Below are 18,090 nucleotides of genomic sequence, written 5' to 3' on the forward strand. Positions count from 1 at the left end.
ACTTCATCCCCGTGCCTCCGGCGCCCACATCCCCCCTCCAAAAAAAACCCCCCCCGGGGGTTGCCATTCTTTGTGGTGGGGCCCATACCGCCCACCCTTTCCCGCACCCCATTTGGGGACCCCGGTGGGTGCCGGCCGATCGCCTCCGGTCCATCGACCGCCATCGAGGTCGCGGTGGTCGCGGCCCGAGAAACTCACGGAGACGACAAATGGCTACCATCGGCACATTCACCTCAAACGGCAACGGCTTTTCCGGAGCCATCAAAACCCTCAACCTCAACGTCAAAGCCAAGCTGATCCGCGTCGAGAACCCTTCCGACAAAGGCCCCCACTTCCGCGTCTACTCGGGTAGCGTCGATCTCGGAGCCGCCTGGCAGAAGGTCTCCAACGAGGGCCGCGACTATCTCTCGGTCAAGCTGGACGACCCGAGCTTCCCCGCTCCGATCTACGCCACCCTGATCGAGGTGGAAGGCGAGGAAGGCCTGCAGCTGATCTGGTCTCGCCCCAACCGGGACTGATCGCCTCGACGAGGGCTCCGCCGCAAGGCGGGGCCTTCGGCCGTTCCCAAACCAAGCCCGCAGGCGGAACAAGAAAGCGTGACAAAGCGATGGCTGCGGAGCAGGGGCTCGGGTCCCGTCTTCTGGTCGCGTCTCAGTTGGGATCAGTCGTTGTGAGGAGTCCTGATCGCCTTGGCCGACCCGAAGGCCTCCTATTCAGTTTCAGGCGAAGCGGCTTCAATCGCCAGCACATCCAGCCCCTCAATCTCCTGCATCACTTTTCCGGCGATACCCTGCAAGTCACCATACATGCCGACAGTCGACTCGATCACCGCTTGAATCTGCGCCTCGCGCTTGGCCCAAGGGCAGGTGTTGCCCTGCTTTTATACTGCGCTGGCGCGCGGGCCGTGGGAACGGTGAGTGCTTCGGCAGGGCCCCGAAAGTGCGAGCATGCGGCAGCGTCGAGATCACTGACTTCACGACTGGCGACATCGCGCCAGCGCCGCGTACACGAGCGACTTCGTTCCAAGCCTGGCTCACGTCGCCCCAGCGGCTAGCCTGTCAAGCAGACGGGATTGCTTCTGCGCGTCCGTTGGCGGATCGCGGCTGGTAGCCGCGCATCCGCTTGGCGCGCAGCAGCTCGAGGAAGAGGGCAACAGCTTCGCCCTCGGTATCAAAGGAGTGCTGTACCGTGCGGCCGGTGGTTCCGATCCGGCCCCAACGCCGGACCAGGCAGGTCTGGCCGAACAAGGTCTCCTCGATCGACATTGCATAGAAGCGCGCCATGTTCCGATCCGCGTCGCGGCGTTCGATACAGAGGCGATAGAGCTGCGCGATCATTGCGGATAGAATCGCGCAGCCGGACGCGCGCGTCCAATGAATGGTTTGAATCCGCGGACGCGGATCGATTCACTCTGGTTATGGATGGAACCGAACGTCAGTCGTTCAGCAGCGTCTTTGATGGCCTTCCCCGGAGAGATGTAGCCAATCCTCGTTGGGCCGTATCGTGCGCGGTCGGTCGTAACGAAAATCGACGCTAATTGGCGCGTCTGGCTACCTCGGCTGCCGAGCAAGGAATTCCGTTATCAGGCCCTGCACCACCTCCTGCATGGTTGTTCTATTGCGCGCGCAATGGACCTGCAGCTCGATCATCTGCGAGACCGGAATGCGTGTGTGCAGCCGGGCTGTCTCGCCGTCTGCCTTTGGCCTTTCGAGCTTCGCTTTCGCCTCTCTGGCCGAGCGGGGTCTCGTCTGCTGCTCCAGGTTGTCCGTTTCGCTGATGCTGGATTCTACTATGGCAGCCATGTTGCGCGAGAACGGATCATCCGAACGGGCACGCGGTTTCAAGGCGGGCAGCGGCAATTGGTTTGCGGTCCGATCGCTTTTCTCGTTCATTGCGGGGTGGCTCCGTTCAGTTTGCGGATGATCTCGGCGGTCAGGGCATTCGTCTGGTCGCGAGCGTCCTGCACGGCCTTGTTCACAGGCTGGACTTCGTAAAGCGTCCCGGCGGTTGCGATTGAGGCGAAGGTCGGCCGTTGCGACAAAAAGGTCTCAAGCACGCTTGCGTTGGCCTGCCGCAGCAGCTGGATCGCCGTGCGGAAGGCCATCGTGTTGTGTTCGATCCCCGAAACCATGTTGAGCATCACCGCGTGGGGAATTTCGCGGTGGCGCCCTCCAAGTGAGCGGATGTGCCGGATCAGACCGAGACATTGCTTGACATCGAAGACGTGCGCTTTCGTCGGAATCAGCACGAAGTCGGCGTTGGCGACGGCCGGGCCGAGTGCAGCCACGGCCGTGCCCTGCACATCGACCAGCAGCAGGTCCTCGGCGTCGGATTGCGCCAGGCGATCGATCAGGTCGTCGGTCGAGCTGATGGGGATGACGTCGATGTTTGAAAGCGCGTACCCGGCTCGGCGACTGTTCTTGCTCCACTCCACCGCGGACAGTTGCGGATCGGTGTCGAGCACCGTCACCCGATGACCGGCGGCGGCGAATTCGCCCGCGAGCAGGATGGTGGTCATGGTCTTGCCGACCCCGCCTTTGGGAGAGGCCACTGTGATTTGCACCGCGCGTTGTTCCGGCATTTTTTTCCCAATGTTGCGTCACTTTGGCGTCAAGGCGCATATGCGATTTGGCGCCAAAGCGACTTTCTTGCATTATGACTATGCGCCGATACAACAAAGTGCCGAGGCGCATAAGTGCCTGTGTGGTAATATGAATTTGCACATCGGTGCAATGTCCCAGGGATGCATGGTCGGCTCTGGATTAATGTGTCAGTGAGTCAGTATAATGTTTCATATTGAATTGACAAGATACGCAATTTGGGTCCAAATTGGCTGAGCAGGTCGTCGCTTCGCTTCGACCTGGACCGTCTTCGACGTGAGGCCCATCCGCCATAGCGAGGAATTTTGGACACCAGCGCCGCCCACAAGGACACCCGAAAGCGTTCCCGGATCGATATTGGGCCGGAGGCGGGCGCGCTCCTGGATAAGGCCTGCAAGGTGTTCCAGCTTGACCGAGCGGAGACGTTGCGGCGCATTATCCGGGCCAGCCTGGATGTCGGTCCCGCTCTGTCAGCTGACAATTCACGCACGGTCGCGGCGTTGGCCTCACAAGTCCGGATGGTCGGCCGAAACCTCAGCCAGCTTCTCCATGCCATTCATTCCGGCCACGCTGCCCCCATGGAGGCGGCGTTGCCGATATGGGAAGCGCTGGACGAGAGGGTGAAAGCTGTCGACGCCGAGTTGACGGCGATGACGATCGCCCATGGCCTGAAACTTCGGAAGGCGGCGCATCTGCTGGATGGTGAGGGCGCGTGAACCTCGACCAGTCTTCCATACAAGCCATAGCCGATCGGATTCGCGCGAGCGCGGCTTTCGAAGAAGAGAACCGCAAGCGCCGGCGTCGGGCCCTGTTGTCCTTTGCTGGAAATGACGATGATGGGTTGTTCAAGACGGTTCGCGGCCGGAAGGGGGAGGGCGGTCTCGGGGCAAGCCAGCCACCGGAACCGGCCGTGCCGCGCTCGTCTTCCGGGGAGCTGGAGCCGCCGCGCGGTAAAGCCGGGCGCCTAAACCTCGCCCGGCCAGCGAAGGGACGGAAGCTCGTCGGCGGACCTGCGCCGAGGGCCGCTGCCGACAGGCTGGCGGCCGGGTATCAGCCGGCCGTTCTGAAGGTGATTTCCTACGGGCATGGCGTCACGAGGGCCGCCGCCATCGGTCAATATATCCAGAAGGAGGGCGTCGCGCTCGAGACGCATGACGCGCGTATCCTGGCAACGCAGGAAGCTGTTGCCGAGGAAATGAAACAGTGGGGCAAGGGTTTCGACAAGCGGCGGGAGAGCGAGGATGTGGCGACGTTTCGGCTTTCGCTGGGAGGGCAGGAGAATGCCGAGCGCCTTTCACAGGCAGTTCAGGCAGGTTTCGCCGGCCACGGTTTCGCCTATCGTATCGACACACTGCAGGACGGATCGAGCGTCGCGCGCGTCGTCGCGACCATGGCCGGACATAGCGTCGTGCGGGGTGAGAACGGGGACGACAAGGTGAAGCATCGGTTTCACTTTTCGGATCGACGCCAGCAGGATCGCCAGTTCTCGGCACCGACCCGGGCCATGATCGCCTCGCGGATCTCCGAGGCGCTTGGGGTCAAGGAGGATACCGTTTCGGTGAAGCCAATTGGGGAGCCCAGCCACGGCAAAGCCGGTGTCGTGTTCCAGCTCGCGCGCCTTAGCCATGACGGAGCGGCGATCGGCGCCGACGGCGCCGCGATCGCGTCTGAGGAGGCGGTTCGGCAGACCGCGCAGTCCTGGGACAAGACCCTGAATTCCTACAAGCCTCGCGACACCATGCACATGATCCTGTCGGCCAAGGCGGGCGAGGACAGGCAAGCTCTAGTAAGGGCCGCACGTGGGTTCCTGCATGAGCAGTTCCCCAATCACAAATTCGCCTTCGGCATGCATGCCGATATGGCGGAGGAGGGCGGTCATATTCATGTCCACGCCATCGTTGCGGTGAAGGGTGAGGACGGTGAGCGCTTGCGACCAGGTCCGGCCCAGCTTCGCGAATGGCGCGCGCTCTATGCCCAGCACGCACAAGCGCAGGGCATGAAAATCGTCGCGACCTCCGCGGCCTATCGAGCGTCATCACAAAGCTATGGTCCGCGCGACAAGGCGATTGTGGCCACGGCCGAAAAGCCGCGGCCGGGCAGAGAGGCGCGTGATCGCGCCTATGCCCGTGCAAACCCGCACGTCATCGAGAAGGCCCGCCAGCGGATCAACCACGCAAAGGCAAACCCGATAAAGATTCCGATTTCGGCGCGCCAGCTGCAGGCCACCCAGGCAAGCCTTCGGGACTGGCACTCGGTTGCTGCTTCCCGGCCGGATAACGCGATAGCGAGTCAATTCATTGATCGGATGACGCAAGCTTCCCGATCCGGTACTGTTGTGGTCGCTATTCGAGATGGAAAGGGTGTTCAAATGAGTTCAGATGCCACCGCGGACCAGATGCGGGAAAACCTAAAACAGATCAACGAGACCGTTAACAAGACAGCGGCCATGATGAACGGCCAGACGAAAGCGGAGTTCTTACGGCGCGCGGCGCCCACCATGGAACTGCTTGCGATCCGGACGGATCTCAAATCGCTGCAGGAAGGTGGCGTCACGCATGTCAGCGAAGACCAGGCCCATCGGATTGCCGGCGCGCGCGCCGAAGCTTTGGTCCATCGCGCCCAGGAGATCGAGGCCGCTGAGCGGCTTGAGGCCGATCGCGCTCGCGAGATTCGTAATCGCGCCATCGAGCAGGAGATCCGCGACGAACGAGCCGGATCGGCTGATCCGACCTCGCTTGAGCAGGTTGCGCAAGACCGCGAAATGGTGCGCAACGCCGAAAGCATCGCCGCGAAGGAAGCGCGCGAGGCACAAGCCGCAAGCGAAGCCGCGCGTTCATTGGCGCAGAATCCTAACGAGCGGCTTGATCCCGAGATCGTCAAAGGCGAACGGCTCGAAGAACTGCAGCGCCTGCAGTCGAGGAGCATCAACACCGCTGCAGTCGAAGGCGAAGAGCCGGATTCACAAAAGCCGCAAAAGCAGTAGTTGCCTCGTCATGCACCACTGCGTGGGCTCGTTGTTCCCTAAGCCGAGCTCTGGCAGCGGCTCCGTTCGGCACACGCTCGCGTCCAAACGCGGATGTACTCCGAGGAAAGACGAGGATTAGACATCTCGTGATTATGCAACTTCCTTCACCCGGATTTCTATATCCAGGTGAGCGGAGGCGGCGATGTTGACGAGCGCGTCAAGCGAGAACTTGGCGAGCTTACCGCGCAGCAGATCATTGATACGAGGGCGCGTCAGGCCGAGCCGCTTGGCGGCTTCCTCCTGGGGAATGCCCCAACGCTGGACTGCCTTACGGATTTCGTAGAGCAGCGCCGAGCGCGCCTTGAGGTTTGCTGCCTCTTGTTCGGTGTCCGCCAGGGCGTCCCAGACGTTCTCATAGATTTCTACGTTCATCGTTCTGCCTTCCATCGTTTTAGCCGTTGAGCCGCCAGATCGAGGTCTTTCTTGGATGTGGCCTGTGTTTTCTTCTGGAACGCATGAAGCACCAAAACGCGGTCCTCCAGCGTTGCCAGATAGATGACGCGGAACGCTCCCGATGCCTCCCGGACTCTGATTTCCCTGACGCCGGCCCCCACGATCTGCATAGGCTTCCAGTCGTCGGGATCGTCGCCGCGCTGGACAAGTTCGAGCTGCCAGCCGGCCTCTATCCGCGCATCGTCAGGAAACGCTCGAACATCCGCTCTGCTGCTTCCAAGCCATTCAATCACCTTCATCGGGGTGCACTGTATCGGTTTTGATACATGTTGGGTAGAGCGAAAATCAATCGCGTTTTACGGACCAGCAATCAGCTCACGTTCCCACCAAGAACCGGGAGGCGCAACGAAACGGTTCGATGCGCCCGCCATCGGATTAGGGACGCTTCGTCTTGTTCACACTCGACATAGGCACCGAAGGCACAAATCGCTCATTTGTATTCAACTGAATTTCACGTCCTAGCGATCGCCGTGACGTCTAATTTGATCCTGCAGCGCCTCAAGAGCGGCTGACGGTAGCCCGTCGACATCTCCGCTATCCACTGACGGTGACAGGGAACGAGCGCCGGCCTCCACTTCCTGATCGAGCGATGCGAGCAGCGCGGCGATCGACGTGGACTTGTTTCCCGGCCGGACTTGGAATTGCAAGACACTCGCCTTGCCTTCAGACGCACTCGGGTCGGACGTCTTTGACGCTGCCGGCGCCGATCGCCGGCCAAGGGTGGGAAGCGGCCGCGGCGCATCATCAGCCGTCTGATCGGCCCGCTTCGGCTTCAACTCCGGAACTTCAGCGGCGACCTCGCTCTTTGCTTCAGCCTCACCGCCCGTTGAAAGGCCTGAGCTTGGCAGCACCTGTGGTGCGTCCGCGCTGTCGCTCTTTACTTTCGGCTTTAACGCGACGGGATCAGCCCTTTCAGCCGCAGTCGCACGCGGCACCGCATCGGCATAGGCTGTATCGCCCGAAGCCGACGCTTCGACGGTATCAGGTTCCCCCAACTCGAAAGGGGCCGCCGGCGCGTTGTTAGCCGCCGCTTCGACCTCCGCCATGGAGCGCAGCGGAAGATCCTGCCATCGTGAGAGAGGCGGAACCTTCAAGCGCCGGTGGCGAAATTCCTGATAGGTCGCCTTATAGGGAGCGTCCTTATAATAGGTGATCTTGCGCACCATGAAACCAGGGGGGCTCGAGCCCAGAACCACGGCCTGCTTCGCCGGCATTTGCCGAAGCTCCGCCGCCGTCCGGAACGGCCTTTCCTGATAACTTAAACTCTTGTCTCGGGCCCCAAATATACCTTGACCAGCCCTGATGATCGGGGTGGGCACCTCGATCGTGGTCGGTCCCAGCATTACAGAGACATGTTCCGAGGTCTCCACGTCGTTCATGCGGATGAAAAGCTTCACCTGACACGCGGTCACCGTGGTGTGCCGCGTCGCTTTTCCATAGACTTCGTCAAGCTGGGCAAGATCCTGCAGGATCAGGACCATGCGAAAGCCATAGCCCGCGTTGATCGCCAGCTTGGAAACGATGGACTCCATTTTGCCGAGCTGGCGAAACTCGTCGATCATCACCAGGACCTGATAGGGCTCGTCCGGGCCTGGCGAGGAAGCCATCAGCACATCATGGATTTGCTGAACCAGGAGTTTGATGATGGGCCGGAACACGTCGAGCTGCGCCACCGAGCAGCCGATGAAGAGAGCCGTCGGGTCCTTGCGAAACTTCGAGATATCGAAATCGGTCGACGCCGTAGCGGCTGCAACGAGATCATTGGTCCAGGGGTTGAGAGCCGCCGTCAGGTTGAAGTAGGCCGAGTTTCGCGTTTCCTTTTCCAGCGCAATGAACTGGTTGAGCCCGTGCACGACCCACGAAGGCAGATATTTTTCCTCTTCATTGCGGATATTCGTCAGCACTCTGAGAAAATCCACGCCGGTCGAAAGAAGCATCGCGACGGCGCGCAAATGACGCTGCCCCTCATAGCGTGGTGACGTCAGCACATAGCCGATCATGGCCGAAAGCAGCTGCCGGCCGGCGCGCGCCCAGATCTCGGAACTTCCTGTCGCCTCGGGGATGATGAAGGAGGAGACCACCGCGCAGTCCGTCGGCATGCGCGCATCGCGCCGGATGAAATCCAGCGGATTATAGCGATGCGAATCCTGCTCGCCGGGCGAAAAGAAAAAGACCTTATCGCCGAGAGCCTGCCGGTGCGCACCGAACGCCTCGAAGTTCTCCCGCTTCGGATCGAACCACACCGAGGATCCCCGCCACATGTAACCGTTCGGAATGACAAAGCTGACGCCCTTGCCGGATCGGGTCGGCCCGACCACCAAGACGTGCGCGGGCTCGTCCGAGCGAATCGTCGCCCCACCCATCTTGCCGAGGATCAAGCCTTGCTTTGCCAGCAGGTTTTTCCTTTCGGCGTCCATGATCGTGCCGAACCGCGCATTGCCGTAGTGCTTTGGCTTGCGGTTGATCAGGCTTGCAAAGATCAGGCCGACGCCGATCGCCACGACAACCGCGACCGCGATCGCGCCCCGGATGATCGTCTCGCCCTGCGTGGGATGATAGGCCAGGCGCTGGCTGAAATGCTGCCAGGCAACGAACAGGCCGCTTAGGCTGCGTTGCGCGTTCTGGTATTTTAGAAGCCCCCAGCGCGAGGCGCCTTCAGAGGGCAGCGCGGGATTCCACCGCCATGTCGCCACCAGCTCGTAGGCCAGGCTCCAAAGGGCAAAGAAGGCGGCGAGGCCGATGAGGCCGAGGAGAAGCCTATAAGCGAATACGCGAGACATTCTGGGGAACCTTTCTGGCGGCTCTCCATTCGGTCATGCGGTTGAACCAGATCGCCGAAGTTCCGCGCCAGCCGCCCCGGCGCGTTTGTTGGATCACAATCGGCAGGACCGACCGCACGTAATCTATGATTTCTGCCTTGCTCAGCCCGAGCCCAGCCTGCATGACCATCAATGCTAGCTGCTCAAACGCACCGGTCGGGCTGTCCGCATGGATCGTCGTGATCGATCCGGGATGACCTGTGTTGACGGCGCGCAAGAACGAATAGGCTTCCGCTCCCCGGATCTCGCCCAGGAAGATTCGATCCGGCCGCAACCGCATGGCGGCTTGCAGCAGCGTTTCAACGGTCACGTGCGCCAGGCCCTGGTCGCCCTTTGATGCGACGAGGGGCAGATAGTTGGGCTGGTGTGGTTTAACCTCTCGCGTATCCTCAATGGTGAGGATCCGCTCATCCGAAGGCACCTCGTGCAAAATCGCGTTCAGAAACGTCGTTTTGCCCGACGATGTGCCTCCTGAAAGCAGGATCGAATACCGTTCCCGCACGGCCAGGCGGAGGAAATCCTCGATCTTGCCGGCGTCGAGATATTCGCAAAGGGCGCTGTCGGTCTCGCTCAATTCGCCGGGATCCTGGACGGAGATCGTATCGAACGACCCCCGCTTCCGGTAATCGTCAAGGCGCATATCCTTCACGACCTGCTTGCGGATCGCGAAGGCGCCTCCTGTCGGCGTCGCCGGCGCAAGCACGCCCTGGAAGCGTTCGCCGCCGGGGAGGGCGGCCGAAAGCAAGGGATTTTCCTCGCTGATCGATTGCGAGGATGATGCCGCTATACGCTCCATGAGGTAGGTGATCGCGGCGCGGTCGAGCTCGGGGACGTCGAAGGGCTCCATATGTGTCGAGCCAACAATTTCGACCCACACAAGTCCAGGTCCGTTTGCACAGATTTCGACCACGCGATCGTCGTCGAGCCAGCGCCGCACCGGCTCCAGCGCCTTATTTAGAAAGACGGTTCTTTGCGGCCCGCTCACGTCGTATCTCCGTCAACGCCTCGCGCACCGGGTCCGGATAGAACTCGGAAAAATCGAGGTCCCGGCGGACGAACACCATGATGCGCGACCCCTGATCGACATGGATCGTGGGCGCGATATTGATTGAATTTCGAAGCGCCTCTTCGGCAATGCGGTTGAGGCTTTGCGAAATCTGTTGCGCGCCGATCTGGCGCGCGCTCTGCAAGTATTGGTTGGGCTGCGTCTGGATTGTCACCGTCTGTCCGGTCTGCGGGTCCGTGTAGGTCTGGTTGGTGTTCGACCCATTCTGGTCGTTGCCAAGGTTGGCGATGAATTGCGTCGCACCGCCCACGACACTTAGAAGGATCGCCGAGCCGAACCGCTCGAAATAATGGTTGTCGACCTCGCCCGGCATGCCGCTGCGACCGAGCTCGTCGGTGCCGGTCGAGCCGAGCTGCACCGACATGCCGTCCGATCGAAGCAGGCGTGTCCACACTATGAACACCCGCGTTTGGCCGGTTGCGAGACCACTGCGATATTCACCGATAAGGCGGGAGCCAGCGGGGATCAAAACCCTGCGACCGTCGAACGACCACACATCCTCCGACACGACGGCCCGAACCATACCGGCAAGATCGCTCTGGATCGCGGTCTCGAGTACGCCCTTGATCATCGTCCCTTGGGCGACCAGAGCGTCCGTGCGCGGGTTCATCGTGGCTTTCGATGTATCCGCTCCGCTCTGGCTCGCCCTTGCCAAAAAACGCCGATTGGGGTCCTCCTCGCCCTCGCCCTCGCCCTCGCCCTCGCCCTCGCCCTCGCCCTCGCCCGCGTTTACGGCCGCCGCTGCATCCGCTCCATTGCCGCCGAGCGCTGATGCACTGCCAGGCGCATCGCCGCTATCGACGACGAGCTGCTTGGCGCGCAAGCGCTCCCATTTGCGGCGCTCCTCTTCTTCTTGCCTGCGCCGTTCTTCCTCAGCCAGACGACGGGCCTCGGAATCATCCTGCACCTGTGGTGGAGCTGCAGGCGGTTGCAAGGCTGGTGGAGGGGGAGGCGGAGCCTCGACCGTCGCCGGCGGCTCCTCGGGAGCCGTCGGGATTTTCAGGGTGCCGTTATCAAGCTGAGGACGCGGCGTATCGAGCCCCGGTGCGGGAAACTGTGTGGTGTGAAACTCCTCGCCATCCGACGCCGTCAACAGCGGCTTGTCTGGCGCACGCGTCGCCGCATAGATCATCCAGCCGGCGAAGACCACCGCACCCAGCGGCACCACGATCTTGAAGAATGTGCTCGCCCCGAATTTTGGCGGGGCGACCGCCGTGCCTTCCTCGGCGAGCATTCTATACTCATTGGGAGATGGCATCAGGCCCCCTCACTTTCCGAACAGTCCCACCGCCGACACGCTGCGGCTCGTAAGGTTCAAGCCCGGTCGGTTCGTTCACATTGTTCAGTCTCAGATTGAAGACGCAGGTTGCTTCGTTGCCATTGCGCAGCGTCCACTGGTAATTGACCTTGTCGACGACGATGTACGCGCCCTCGCGGCGATAATTCACAAGCGTCTCATTGCGCTCGCTATCGACGACATAGATCGCCGGCACTTCCCTTGCCGGATCGAAGCGGAACCAGGTCTTCACGCCGTCGTCGTAGATCACGAGCGGCTTATTTGCCGACGACCCCTTATAGGCATAGGACGAGTTGGCGTTTTCGGCCTTGAAACCCTGCCGGTTCGGCTGTGCCGCCCGGGCCTGGGCTTCGTCCATCAGCGCCGCGTCCGACACCTCTTCGGGATAGCGGAACTTGATCGCATAGACTTGTTGCGCAACCGGCCGAAACTCGCCGTTGAGGAAGAACACATAGCTGCGCTTGTTGGTCAGGACATTGAGATTCCCGCCCGCATTCTTCTCGATCGGCTTCACAAACAGCACATTGCCCTTCTTGTTGGGCTCGATGCTCCAGGCCGGGACGTCGCCAGCGCCGAGGGTTTCGATTTTCTCGTCATCGCCGAATTCGATCATGGTCGAGGCGCCATAGCTGGCCGGCACCGACACCACATCGTCCTTTTGATACCAGACGAAGCGAATGCGACTGTCACGAGATCCCGCCCGAGGGGTCTGTTCGGCAAGGGCCGGCTGAACCGCGCAAACGCCGAGCCCGATTGCCATCAGGATGCCGGCGACCTTCATTGCGGTGTCTCCGCGGTGGGTGCCGGCGCCGTCTCCTGATCGCGCCGATATTCGAGCACCTGGAAGCCGAGCGGATTTTGAAAGCGGATCTCGTTTTTTGCCGGCACGCCGGTGTAGCGGAACCGGATCAACGACACCCAATGCCGCTGCACGGTGTTCGCCTGCCTCTTTTCCTCCGTCATGAACCGGACCAGGGCGGTCCTCTGGTTAGGAAATGTCACCGACTTCACGGTCACCGCCACGACGGTGTTTCGCCCATAGAGCACGACCGGGTTCGTCACCTTGTTTGCCGGGCTGAAAAGCTCGACGAGCTCCCTCGAGGCATCGCCGGCGCTCAGCAATTGCGCGAGATCGAAGTTGTCCTTCAGCGCCTTCGGATCGTAGGTCTCGCGAGCCTTCACATAACGGACGATATCGAACATCCCCATCGACTCGTCCTGCTGCAAAGGCCCGTCGGCCAGCGGCCGCTTCACCTCGACAAACCCGGTGGATTTGTCGACCACCACCATGTAGGGCTCATAAGTCTTGAGCGGCAGCGCAAGGATCAGCGCGCCCACCGCTGCAACGGCAATGACCGAGGCGACGCTTGCCACACACCACGCCAGAGATCGCGACCAGCGATTGCGCCGCGCGATATCTTTTTCCCAGATTGCCGCATCCGCGTAGTACGGCAAGGGAGACTCGGTTTCCTTCGCCGGTCCCCCAGCGCTTTCCTTCACATCGCTCATTGGTGCCCCAAACCTATGCGGGATCCGTCAGCTTTCGGGAAAGCAGTGCATATTCCGCTGAATCCTCATACCTTCTCTGTGCGAGGCTCACGCGTGCCCGCTCGCGACCCACTAGGCGTTCCTGCCGCGTGCTCCAGCCCAAGCGTCCCATCAGCCTGCGCTGACCGGCTTGGCCCATCGCTGCGAAGGCGCCTCCGTAGAAGCGCCCAAACGAAGGCGTTCCAATACCAATTCCGCCCGCGAGCGAGGCGGAAACGTTGGTGATTTGCGACAGCAGCAGCACGCCGACGAGGCAGATCAGGATCAGCGGCGCGGCTTCGGTCAAGGTCGTTGTCGCAGCACCATTCGACCGGTTGACCGCGTCGAAATAGGTCTGGGTAATCGAGATGAAGAAGGCACAGAAGGCGTAGACCAGAATTTGCACGCTCATGTACTGCACGATCGCGGTTATCCAGCCGGCAAAGAACCGGGTCGTATAGCCGAACAGCATAAGAATGATGAACACTGGGGCGAGCGCCAGCAAAAGCCAAAGAAAGATCTTCGACAGGATGATGAGGAAGATCGCATAGCCGATGAGCAGCGCGCCGACGACAAGGATGATCGCCGCCAGTACGTAGCCGCCGAAGTTCAACACGCCAAGGCTCTTGATAAAGGCGGAGGTGGAATTGGCGAGCGAATCCCAGATGTTTTGCAGGGCCGTCTGCACGGAGTTGACGGAGTTCAGCCCGGCCGATGTCCCGGTCACATTGGCCGAAACGCTCGTCAGAAGGCTGTTCCCGATCGCGGAAGGTGTCTCATTCGCGAACGAATAGGCATATGTTTGAAAGTCCCCCCAGCTCGTCGCCAGAGCGTAGATCACGAAGGCGCGGAACAGCCGCCAGACCATCTCTTTTCCCGATCCGGTCGAGGTTCCCTGCCAGATGCTGATGGCCCAAAATATCACGTACAGCGTCAGCATCAGGCCGGCGACACCCCCCTGTCCGCCGCCGGTCAGGGCCGACGCGAGGTTCTGGTAGGCTTGCGATACATAGTTATTGCCGAACTTGTCGACCTGCTGCAGAAGCGTCGTGATATTGAAGTTCATTTTTTTGCCGTCCCACCTGGAAACAGAGATGGATCGCTATTGAGTGCCTTCATCGGACCGCACTCGAATGGCTTCTTCGCTTCTGTTCTTGGTTCAGGCGCCGCGAACGCCATCGGTTGCATCGGTCCCTCGTCGCGCGAGCATGGAGCCTTGAGCGGCCTGTGGCCGCACCCCGATGTCGCGACAGCGCCAATGATGGCGGCCGCTGATAGAAGAAAGCGCACCGTCATTGGCCGGACTTGTATTCGAGCCCCCGCGAGGCCTGGGTAATCAGGTTCATACGATCGATGTTTTCCTGGTTGGCGGCCGCCGTAGCGGTGTTCACCGCGCCGATCAGCTCGTTCACAGTCAGACCGGTTTGCACCATGATCTGGCTGTTCTGATCGATCGAGCCCTTGATGTCCTGCGCCGTGCCGATCCGTTGAGCGCCCGACTGAAAAGCGCTGGAACGGGTCTTCACCCCATTTTGCGAGGAGTCCACCAGTCCGGTGACCGTGGCCGCGACGTTCACCAGGGCGCTGTAGTTCTTATCCATCTGCGTCGTCTGGCCATTGATCAGGCCCGAAATGGTTCTCACCAGCTGCAAGCCATTGATCATGTTCGAAACGATGCCCTGCGATCCATTGCCGAGGCCGGCGAACGACAACGAGCCGCCCGAGATCACGCTACCAAGCGAAGGCGCGTCCCCCATGGAGAAGCCGCCATTGCCCAAAGCCATCTGCGCGAGCTGGCCGGCTTGGCTCGACCGGTCGCCGGTGACGGCCTGCAGCGTCTTTTGCGTATAGTTCATGATGTTGCGGTCGGTGTTGAGGATCTCGCTCGTGGCCGACGCAATCTGGCGTGCCTGCTCCAGATTGGCCTCGTCGATCGTAGGCACCTGCGCAAAGGCGATGCCGCCCAAGCCAAGCAAGAGTGCCGCTGTTAATGGAATTCCACGCATAGCGCTTTCTCCTATTGAGCCTGATATTGCTTGATGGCCGACATCAGTTCGTCGGTCGTCATGGTGACGGGAACGCTGTTCGCGTCCCGTTGGATTTGCGAAAGCACGGGCGAGACGTTTTCAACCGTGTCGGTCGTGCGCGGCGCCGTGCATGCGCCGTCCGTCGACGGACAGCACGGGTTGCCGGCCGTGCCGCCGCCGCTCGTAGCCCCGGGACAGCTTGTCGAGCCACCCGTGCCAGGCGGCGGGGACGCGGGAGTGGGCACCACCAGGCCGGAGGATCCCCGACTTGTCAGTGTGGCAGTGCCGATGTTGCGCACGTTGAAAGCTTGGGCGAAGAACCCTGTCGCCTGGATCACCTCGTTGAAGGTCAGCCCGCCTTGGGCGCGGATTGCGCTGTTGCGGTCGAAGGCTTCCATGACCGTTTTGTCAGTCCCGATATCCTGACCCATGGTCTCGAAGGACTGCTTATTGGGGGCCACCGTTGACATGCTGCCATTCATGCCGCCGAGAACCTGACCGGTGATATCCAACTGGCCCCTTTCGCCGGCATTGCCGCCGACAGCGCCCGATCCCGACCCGGTCGAGGCGAAAGCCGAAGAGCCCTTGATGTGCGGATTGGCCTGTTCCAAGGACGCCCGGCCACTCGCCGGATCGACCGAAGCCTTCGGGCTCTTCAAGTTCTGCGCCTTCTTGGGTGTCGTTACCGAGCAATTGACGCCCTGCGTGGCGGACTTGGTGTCCTCCTGGATGAGCTTGATCTGAACCTTGTCGGCCTTGTCCTCGCTCCGCTGCGACAGAATAGGGCTGTCAGAAACCGGCACGGCCGCCATCGCCGTCGTGCCCGCGAAAATCGTCACAAGGGCGGCCGTCGTGCCCATAATGGTCTTCATTCCGGGTCCCTCCCAAGAAAGATTGGCAACCAAACCTGCGGATCGTCGCCGACACGCGCGCGTAGCGCGTCGAGCTCCTGAACCGTCTCAATTCGACCGGAGAGGATCTTGATTGCATCAGGCATCGCGCCCAGATTGAGGCGCGCAATGACGCTGTCCTGATCATGCTTGATCAGGAATTTGCGGGCTTCGGGCGGGGTTTCGCGGATCCATTTGATCTCGCGCTCCGACAGCCCGAACGCCCTGTGCGATTCCTCGTCGGCCTTCGGGTTGGGGAAAAAAATATTGGTCGGCGTCTGTTCGATCAGCGTGTTGGCGATCGATGACTTCACAATGTCCGCCGCTGACTGCGTGCCGAAGCCAACGATGCCATTCAGCTTACGAATGGTTTTCAGCTTGTCCTTGATGAAGTAGCTGAAAATATCATTGTCCAGGAGCTTCCAGCCTTCATCGAGGAAGATCATGACCGGTTGCCCGTCAAGCAGCTCCTCGATGCGATGGAAGATATAGAGCAAGGCCGCCGTGCTGGTCGTTGCGTCGCTCAACACGCTCGTCATGTCGAAGCCGAAAATGGACGACATCGAAAACGAGTCTTCCGCGTTGTTGAACAACCAACCGCGCTGATCGGGCCTCATCCATGGCTGCAAGCGCGAATAGAGATCGTCATCGCCGGCGCGCATCGCACCGCGCAACAGCTCGGCGAACTCCTCCATGGTTCGACCTTCCGGCGGCGCGCTCGCCACCTGGGCGATCGCGTTGCGGATGACTTGCTCCTCGCGCGTCGAGTGGGCGTGTCCGTCGGATCGACGCAGCATGAAGCTGAAAAGCTGGAAGAGAAATTCCCGGTTGCGCGGCGTATCGGGCAGGCGCAACGGATTGAAGCCGGAAGGCTCGCCGGCCTTCAAAACCTCATAGCGGCCGCCAAGCGACCGCACGAAGATATCCAGGCCACGGTCCTTGTCGATCATCACCAGCTTGGGGCGCGGCGTGATGCGCTGCGCCTGTGCCGCGAGAAAGCCGAGCAGCACCGTCTTGCCCGAGCCCGAGGGGCCGTTCAGAGTGAAGTTGCCGAGGTCTCGAACATGGAAGTTGAAGAAGTAGGCCGTTTGCGACGTCGTCTCGAGGACGCTTATCGGCGTTCCCCAATGCACCCCGCCAGTCCGGCCGCTCGGATAGTTATGAAAGGCGGAGAAGCCCGCCATGTTCTTCGATGAGATCATCGACTTGCGCGCCACATAGGCGAAATTGCCCGGCAGGGTGGCCCAGAATGCAGGTTCACAATTCAGGTCCTCGCGAACCCACAGGGCGGATACCTCGGTCAGCGCCGTGCCGACATCGGTAACGCAGCGCGCCACGTCGTCCATGGTTTTCCCAAGGCACAGCACCGTCAGATGATGCAAGCCATAGAGCGCTTCCGAGGACAGAAGCTCATCGCGCGCTTCACCGAGTTGATCGGCCACGATCGAGCCGGCTTCATCCGACATGTCGATCTTGCGCCCGACCCGCTCCATCTGGGTCAGCGCCTGGGGCTTGTCGATGATGGCGAAGGATTGCGTGACGATGAATTCGTGCGGCACCTTCAGCATGGGGTTGAGCATCCCCGGTCCCGTGATCGAGGGGTACTCGCCTACCGAAATGATGGCGCCGTATCGCGTTTCGCCAGGGAACGCCCCGCGAATTTCCAGCGCATTCGGGCCGAAGAACAGCCGCTTCGTCGCTAGCGCCTCCGCGAGTTTCATGCGCGGCAGTGCCATCGGCCGCGGAAATCCGCCATTGACGAGCTGCACCAGGAATTCCAGCGGCTCGGAATGCCAAATGTCACTGCGCTTGACGACGGTGAGAACCCGCGCGCCATACGCCTGCAAGCTCTCTCGGACGGCTTTCATCACGTCCGTTAGTTCGATCAGCGCCCGCTCCTCGCTCGAAGATCGACCGTCCGCAGCCCTTCGTCCCAAAAGCTTGCGGATCACGAGATCCGCCGTCCCGACCGTGCCTTGCAGCTCGCGCCGCACGATGGTCAGGTAGATATCGTTCACAAACATGCGCTGGGTGCGCAGGGCCGCCGTATAGCGCTGGTCCAGCTCTTGGCAGAACTTGTTTTCGAAGCTCGACTCGATCGCGGGCTTCACCTCGCGGCGCACGATATGCGAGTAGATCGCATAGCGGGAATTCGCCAACCCCCGAATGAGATCGTTGCGGCCGAGCAGGCGCGAATTGATCTCGGCGATATCGATCGTCTCGAAGCACAGTCCGCTCATGTGAACGAAGGACATCAACATGCCGTCCTGCGTCTTGATCACCTCGTCGGACACATGCCGCGAATAAGGTATATGGGCCGAAACCGGATTCTCCCGACGAGACACGGCCCCGAAACTCAGTTCATCGCGAAGAGCCCGCGCGATCG

General features: G+C 61.1%; 17 protein-coding genes and 1 pseudogene. 3 read left to right on the forward strand and 15 right to left on the reverse strand.

The annotated features are described in order from the left end of the window. Nucleotides 1-209 precede the first annotated feature (209 nt). On the forward strand, nucleotides 210-518 hold the full coding sequence (locus NKH19_RS28120) for a DUF736 domain-containing protein (protein ID WP_023819777.1): 309 nt from the start codon (nucleotides 210-212) through the stop codon (nucleotides 516-518). A gap of 191 nt (nucleotides 519-709) precedes the next feature. On the opposite strand, the pseudogene NKH19_RS28125 reads toward NKH19_RS28120, so the two are convergent. The 4 genes and pseudogenes from NKH19_RS28125 to NKH19_RS28140 all read right to left on the reverse strand — a co-directional run. After that, nucleotides 710-859: pseudogene (locus tag NKH19_RS28125) on the reverse strand (DUF2130 domain-containing protein); the annotation flags it as partial. Between the two features lie 199 nt (nucleotides 860-1,058). Continuing rightward, nucleotides 1,059-1,337 (reverse strand): WGR domain-containing protein, encoded by a 279-nt coding sequence (locus NKH19_RS28130; protein WP_352983275.1) that lies wholly within the window; start codon nucleotides 1,335-1,337, stop codon nucleotides 1,059-1,061. A gap of 213 nt (nucleotides 1,338-1,550) precedes the next feature. Next, complete coding sequence (locus NKH19_RS28135) at nucleotides 1,551-1,892, reverse strand: hypothetical protein (RefSeq protein WP_352794988.1); 342 nt, start codon at nucleotides 1,890-1,892, stop codon at nucleotides 1,551-1,553. Beyond that, nucleotides 1,889-2,581 carry a ParA family protein gene (locus NKH19_RS28140; RefSeq protein ID WP_352754227.1) on the reverse strand — a complete coding sequence of 231 codons (693 nt, stop codon included), beginning with the start codon at nucleotides 2,579-2,581 and terminating at the stop codon, nucleotides 1,889-1,891. The genes NKH19_RS28135 and NKH19_RS28140 overlap by 4 nt, the downstream gene beginning before the upstream one ends. A gap of 324 nt (nucleotides 2,582-2,905) precedes the next feature. Between NKH19_RS28140 and NKH19_RS28145 the strand changes: the two genes are divergently transcribed. Continuing rightward, nucleotides 2,906-3,316: a hypothetical protein gene (locus NKH19_RS28145; protein WP_352983277.1), complete on the forward strand. Its 411-nt coding sequence runs from the start codon at nucleotides 2,906-2,908 to the stop codon at nucleotides 3,314-3,316. Next, nucleotides 3,313-5,583 (forward strand): relaxase/mobilization nuclease domain-containing protein, encoded by a 2,271-nt coding sequence (locus NKH19_RS28150; protein WP_352983279.1) that lies wholly within the window; start codon nucleotides 3,313-3,315, stop codon nucleotides 5,581-5,583. The genes NKH19_RS28145 and NKH19_RS28150 overlap by 4 nt, the downstream gene beginning before the upstream one ends. Before the next feature lie 132 nt (nucleotides 5,584-5,715). Here NKH19_RS28150 and NKH19_RS28155 read toward each other — a convergent pair whose 3' ends face one another. From NKH19_RS28155 to NKH19_RS28205, 11 genes are all read right to left on the reverse strand, one after another. Beyond that, nucleotides 5,716-5,997: a helix-turn-helix domain-containing protein gene (locus NKH19_RS28155; RefSeq protein ID WP_006205593.1), complete on the reverse strand. Its 282-nt coding sequence runs from the start codon at nucleotides 5,995-5,997 to the stop codon at nucleotides 5,716-5,718. After that, nucleotides 5,994-6,317 carry a type II toxin-antitoxin system RelE/ParE family toxin gene (locus tag NKH19_RS28160; RefSeq protein WP_027054595.1) on the reverse strand — a complete coding sequence of 108 codons (324 nt, stop codon included), beginning with the start codon at nucleotides 6,315-6,317 and terminating at the stop codon, nucleotides 5,994-5,996. Before NKH19_RS28160 ends, NKH19_RS28155 begins: the two co-directional genes overlap by 4 nt. 219 nt (nucleotides 6,318-6,536) lie before the next feature. Continuing rightward, complete coding sequence (locus NKH19_RS28165) at nucleotides 6,537-8,771, reverse strand: type IV secretory system conjugative DNA transfer family protein (protein WP_352983280.1); 2,235 nt, start codon at nucleotides 8,769-8,771, stop codon at nucleotides 6,537-6,539. Between the two features lie 64 nt (nucleotides 8,772-8,835). Further along, nucleotides 8,836-9,882: a P-type DNA transfer ATPase VirB11 gene (gene virB11 / locus NKH19_RS28170; protein ID WP_352971680.1), complete on the reverse strand. Its 1,047-nt coding sequence runs from the start codon at nucleotides 9,880-9,882 to the stop codon at nucleotides 8,836-8,838. Beyond that, nucleotides 9,848-11,197, reverse strand: coding sequence for a type IV secretion system protein VirB10 (gene virB10, locus NKH19_RS28175; protein ID WP_352983282.1), 1,350 nt, complete (start codon nucleotides 11,195-11,197; stop codon nucleotides 9,848-9,850). Before virB10 ends, virB11 begins: the two co-directional genes overlap by 35 nt. Before the next feature lie 7 nt (nucleotides 11,198-11,204). Further along, a complete protein-coding gene (virB9, locus tag NKH19_RS28180) occupies nucleotides 11,205-12,041 on the reverse strand; it encodes a P-type conjugative transfer protein VirB9 (RefSeq protein WP_352549319.1) in 837 nt (278 codons plus the stop codon). Next, on the reverse strand, nucleotides 12,038-12,769 hold the full coding sequence (locus tag NKH19_RS28185) for a VirB8 family type IV secretion system protein (RefSeq protein ID WP_352983284.1): 732 nt from the start codon (nucleotides 12,767-12,769) through the stop codon (nucleotides 12,038-12,040). The genes virB9 and NKH19_RS28185 overlap by 4 nt, the downstream gene beginning before the upstream one ends. Nucleotides 12,770-12,782: 13 nt before the next feature. Continuing rightward, nucleotides 12,783-13,853, reverse strand: coding sequence for a TrbL/VirB6 family protein (locus tag NKH19_RS28190; RefSeq protein WP_352983286.1), 1,071 nt, complete (start codon nucleotides 13,851-13,853; stop codon nucleotides 12,783-12,785). Nucleotides 13,854-14,079: 226 nt separating this feature from the next. After that, a complete protein-coding gene (locus NKH19_RS28195; protein ID WP_352983288.1) occupies nucleotides 14,080-14,754 on the reverse strand; it encodes a type IV secretion system protein in 675 nt (224 codons plus the stop codon). A 50-nt stretch (nucleotides 14,755-14,804) separates the two neighbouring features. Continuing rightward, the gene (locus NKH19_RS28200; RefSeq protein ID WP_352983289.1) at nucleotides 14,805-15,674 is read right to left on the reverse strand and encodes a hypothetical protein; all 870 of its coding nucleotides are present in this window, start codon (nucleotides 15,672-15,674) and stop codon (nucleotides 14,805-14,807) included. 8 nt (nucleotides 15,675-15,682) lie between these two features. Further along, nucleotides 15,683-18,049 carry a VirB4 family type IV secretion/conjugal transfer ATPase gene (locus tag NKH19_RS28205; protein WP_352983290.1) on the reverse strand — a complete coding sequence of 789 codons (2,367 nt, stop codon included), beginning with the start codon at nucleotides 18,047-18,049 and terminating at the stop codon, nucleotides 15,683-15,685. Nucleotides 18,050-18,090: the final 41 nt, after the last annotated feature.

The organism is Mesorhizobium sp. M1338, assembly GCF_040318045.1.
GTDB lineage: Bacteria > Pseudomonadota > Alphaproteobacteria > Rhizobiales > Rhizobiaceae > Mesorhizobium.

Coding starts and splice junctions, on each gene's coding strand:
- NKH19_RS28120 (WP_023819777.1), top strand. CDS start 210: ATGGCTACCATCGGCACATTCACCTCAAACGGCAACGGCTTTTCCGGA.
- NKH19_RS28130 (WP_352983275.1), bottom strand. CDS start 1,337: ATGATCGCGCAGCTCTATCGCCTCTGTATCGAACGCCGCGACGCGGAT.
- NKH19_RS28135 (WP_352794988.1), bottom strand. CDS start 1,892: ATGAACGAGAAAAGCGATCGGACCGCAAACCAATTGCCGCTGCCCGCC.
- NKH19_RS28140 (WP_352754227.1), bottom strand. CDS start 2,581: ATGCCGGAACAACGCGCGGTGCAAATCACAGTGGCCTCTCCCAAAGGC.
- NKH19_RS28155 (WP_006205593.1), bottom strand. CDS start 5,997: ATGAACGTAGAAATCTATGAGAACGTCTGGGACGCCCTGGCGGACACC.
- NKH19_RS28160 (WP_027054595.1), bottom strand. CDS start 6,317: ATGAAGGTGATTGAATGGCTTGGAAGCAGCAGAGCGGATGTTCGAGCG.
- virB10 (WP_352983282.1), bottom strand. CDS start 11,197: ATGCTCGCCGAGGAAGGCACGGCGGTCGCCCCGCCAAAATTCGGGGCG.
- virB9 (WP_352549319.1), bottom strand. CDS start 12,041: ATGAAGGTCGCCGGCATCCTGATGGCAATCGGGCTCGGCGTTTGCGCG.
- NKH19_RS28185 (WP_352983284.1), bottom strand. CDS start 12,769: ATGAGCGATGTGAAGGAAAGCGCTGGGGGACCGGCGAAGGAAACCGAG.
- NKH19_RS28190 (WP_352983286.1), bottom strand. CDS start 13,853: ATGAACTTCAATATCACGACGCTTCTGCAGCAGGTCGACAAGTTCGGC.
- NKH19_RS28200 (WP_352983289.1), bottom strand. CDS start 15,674: ATGGGCACGACGGCCGCCCTTGTGACGATTTTCGCGGGCACGACGGCG.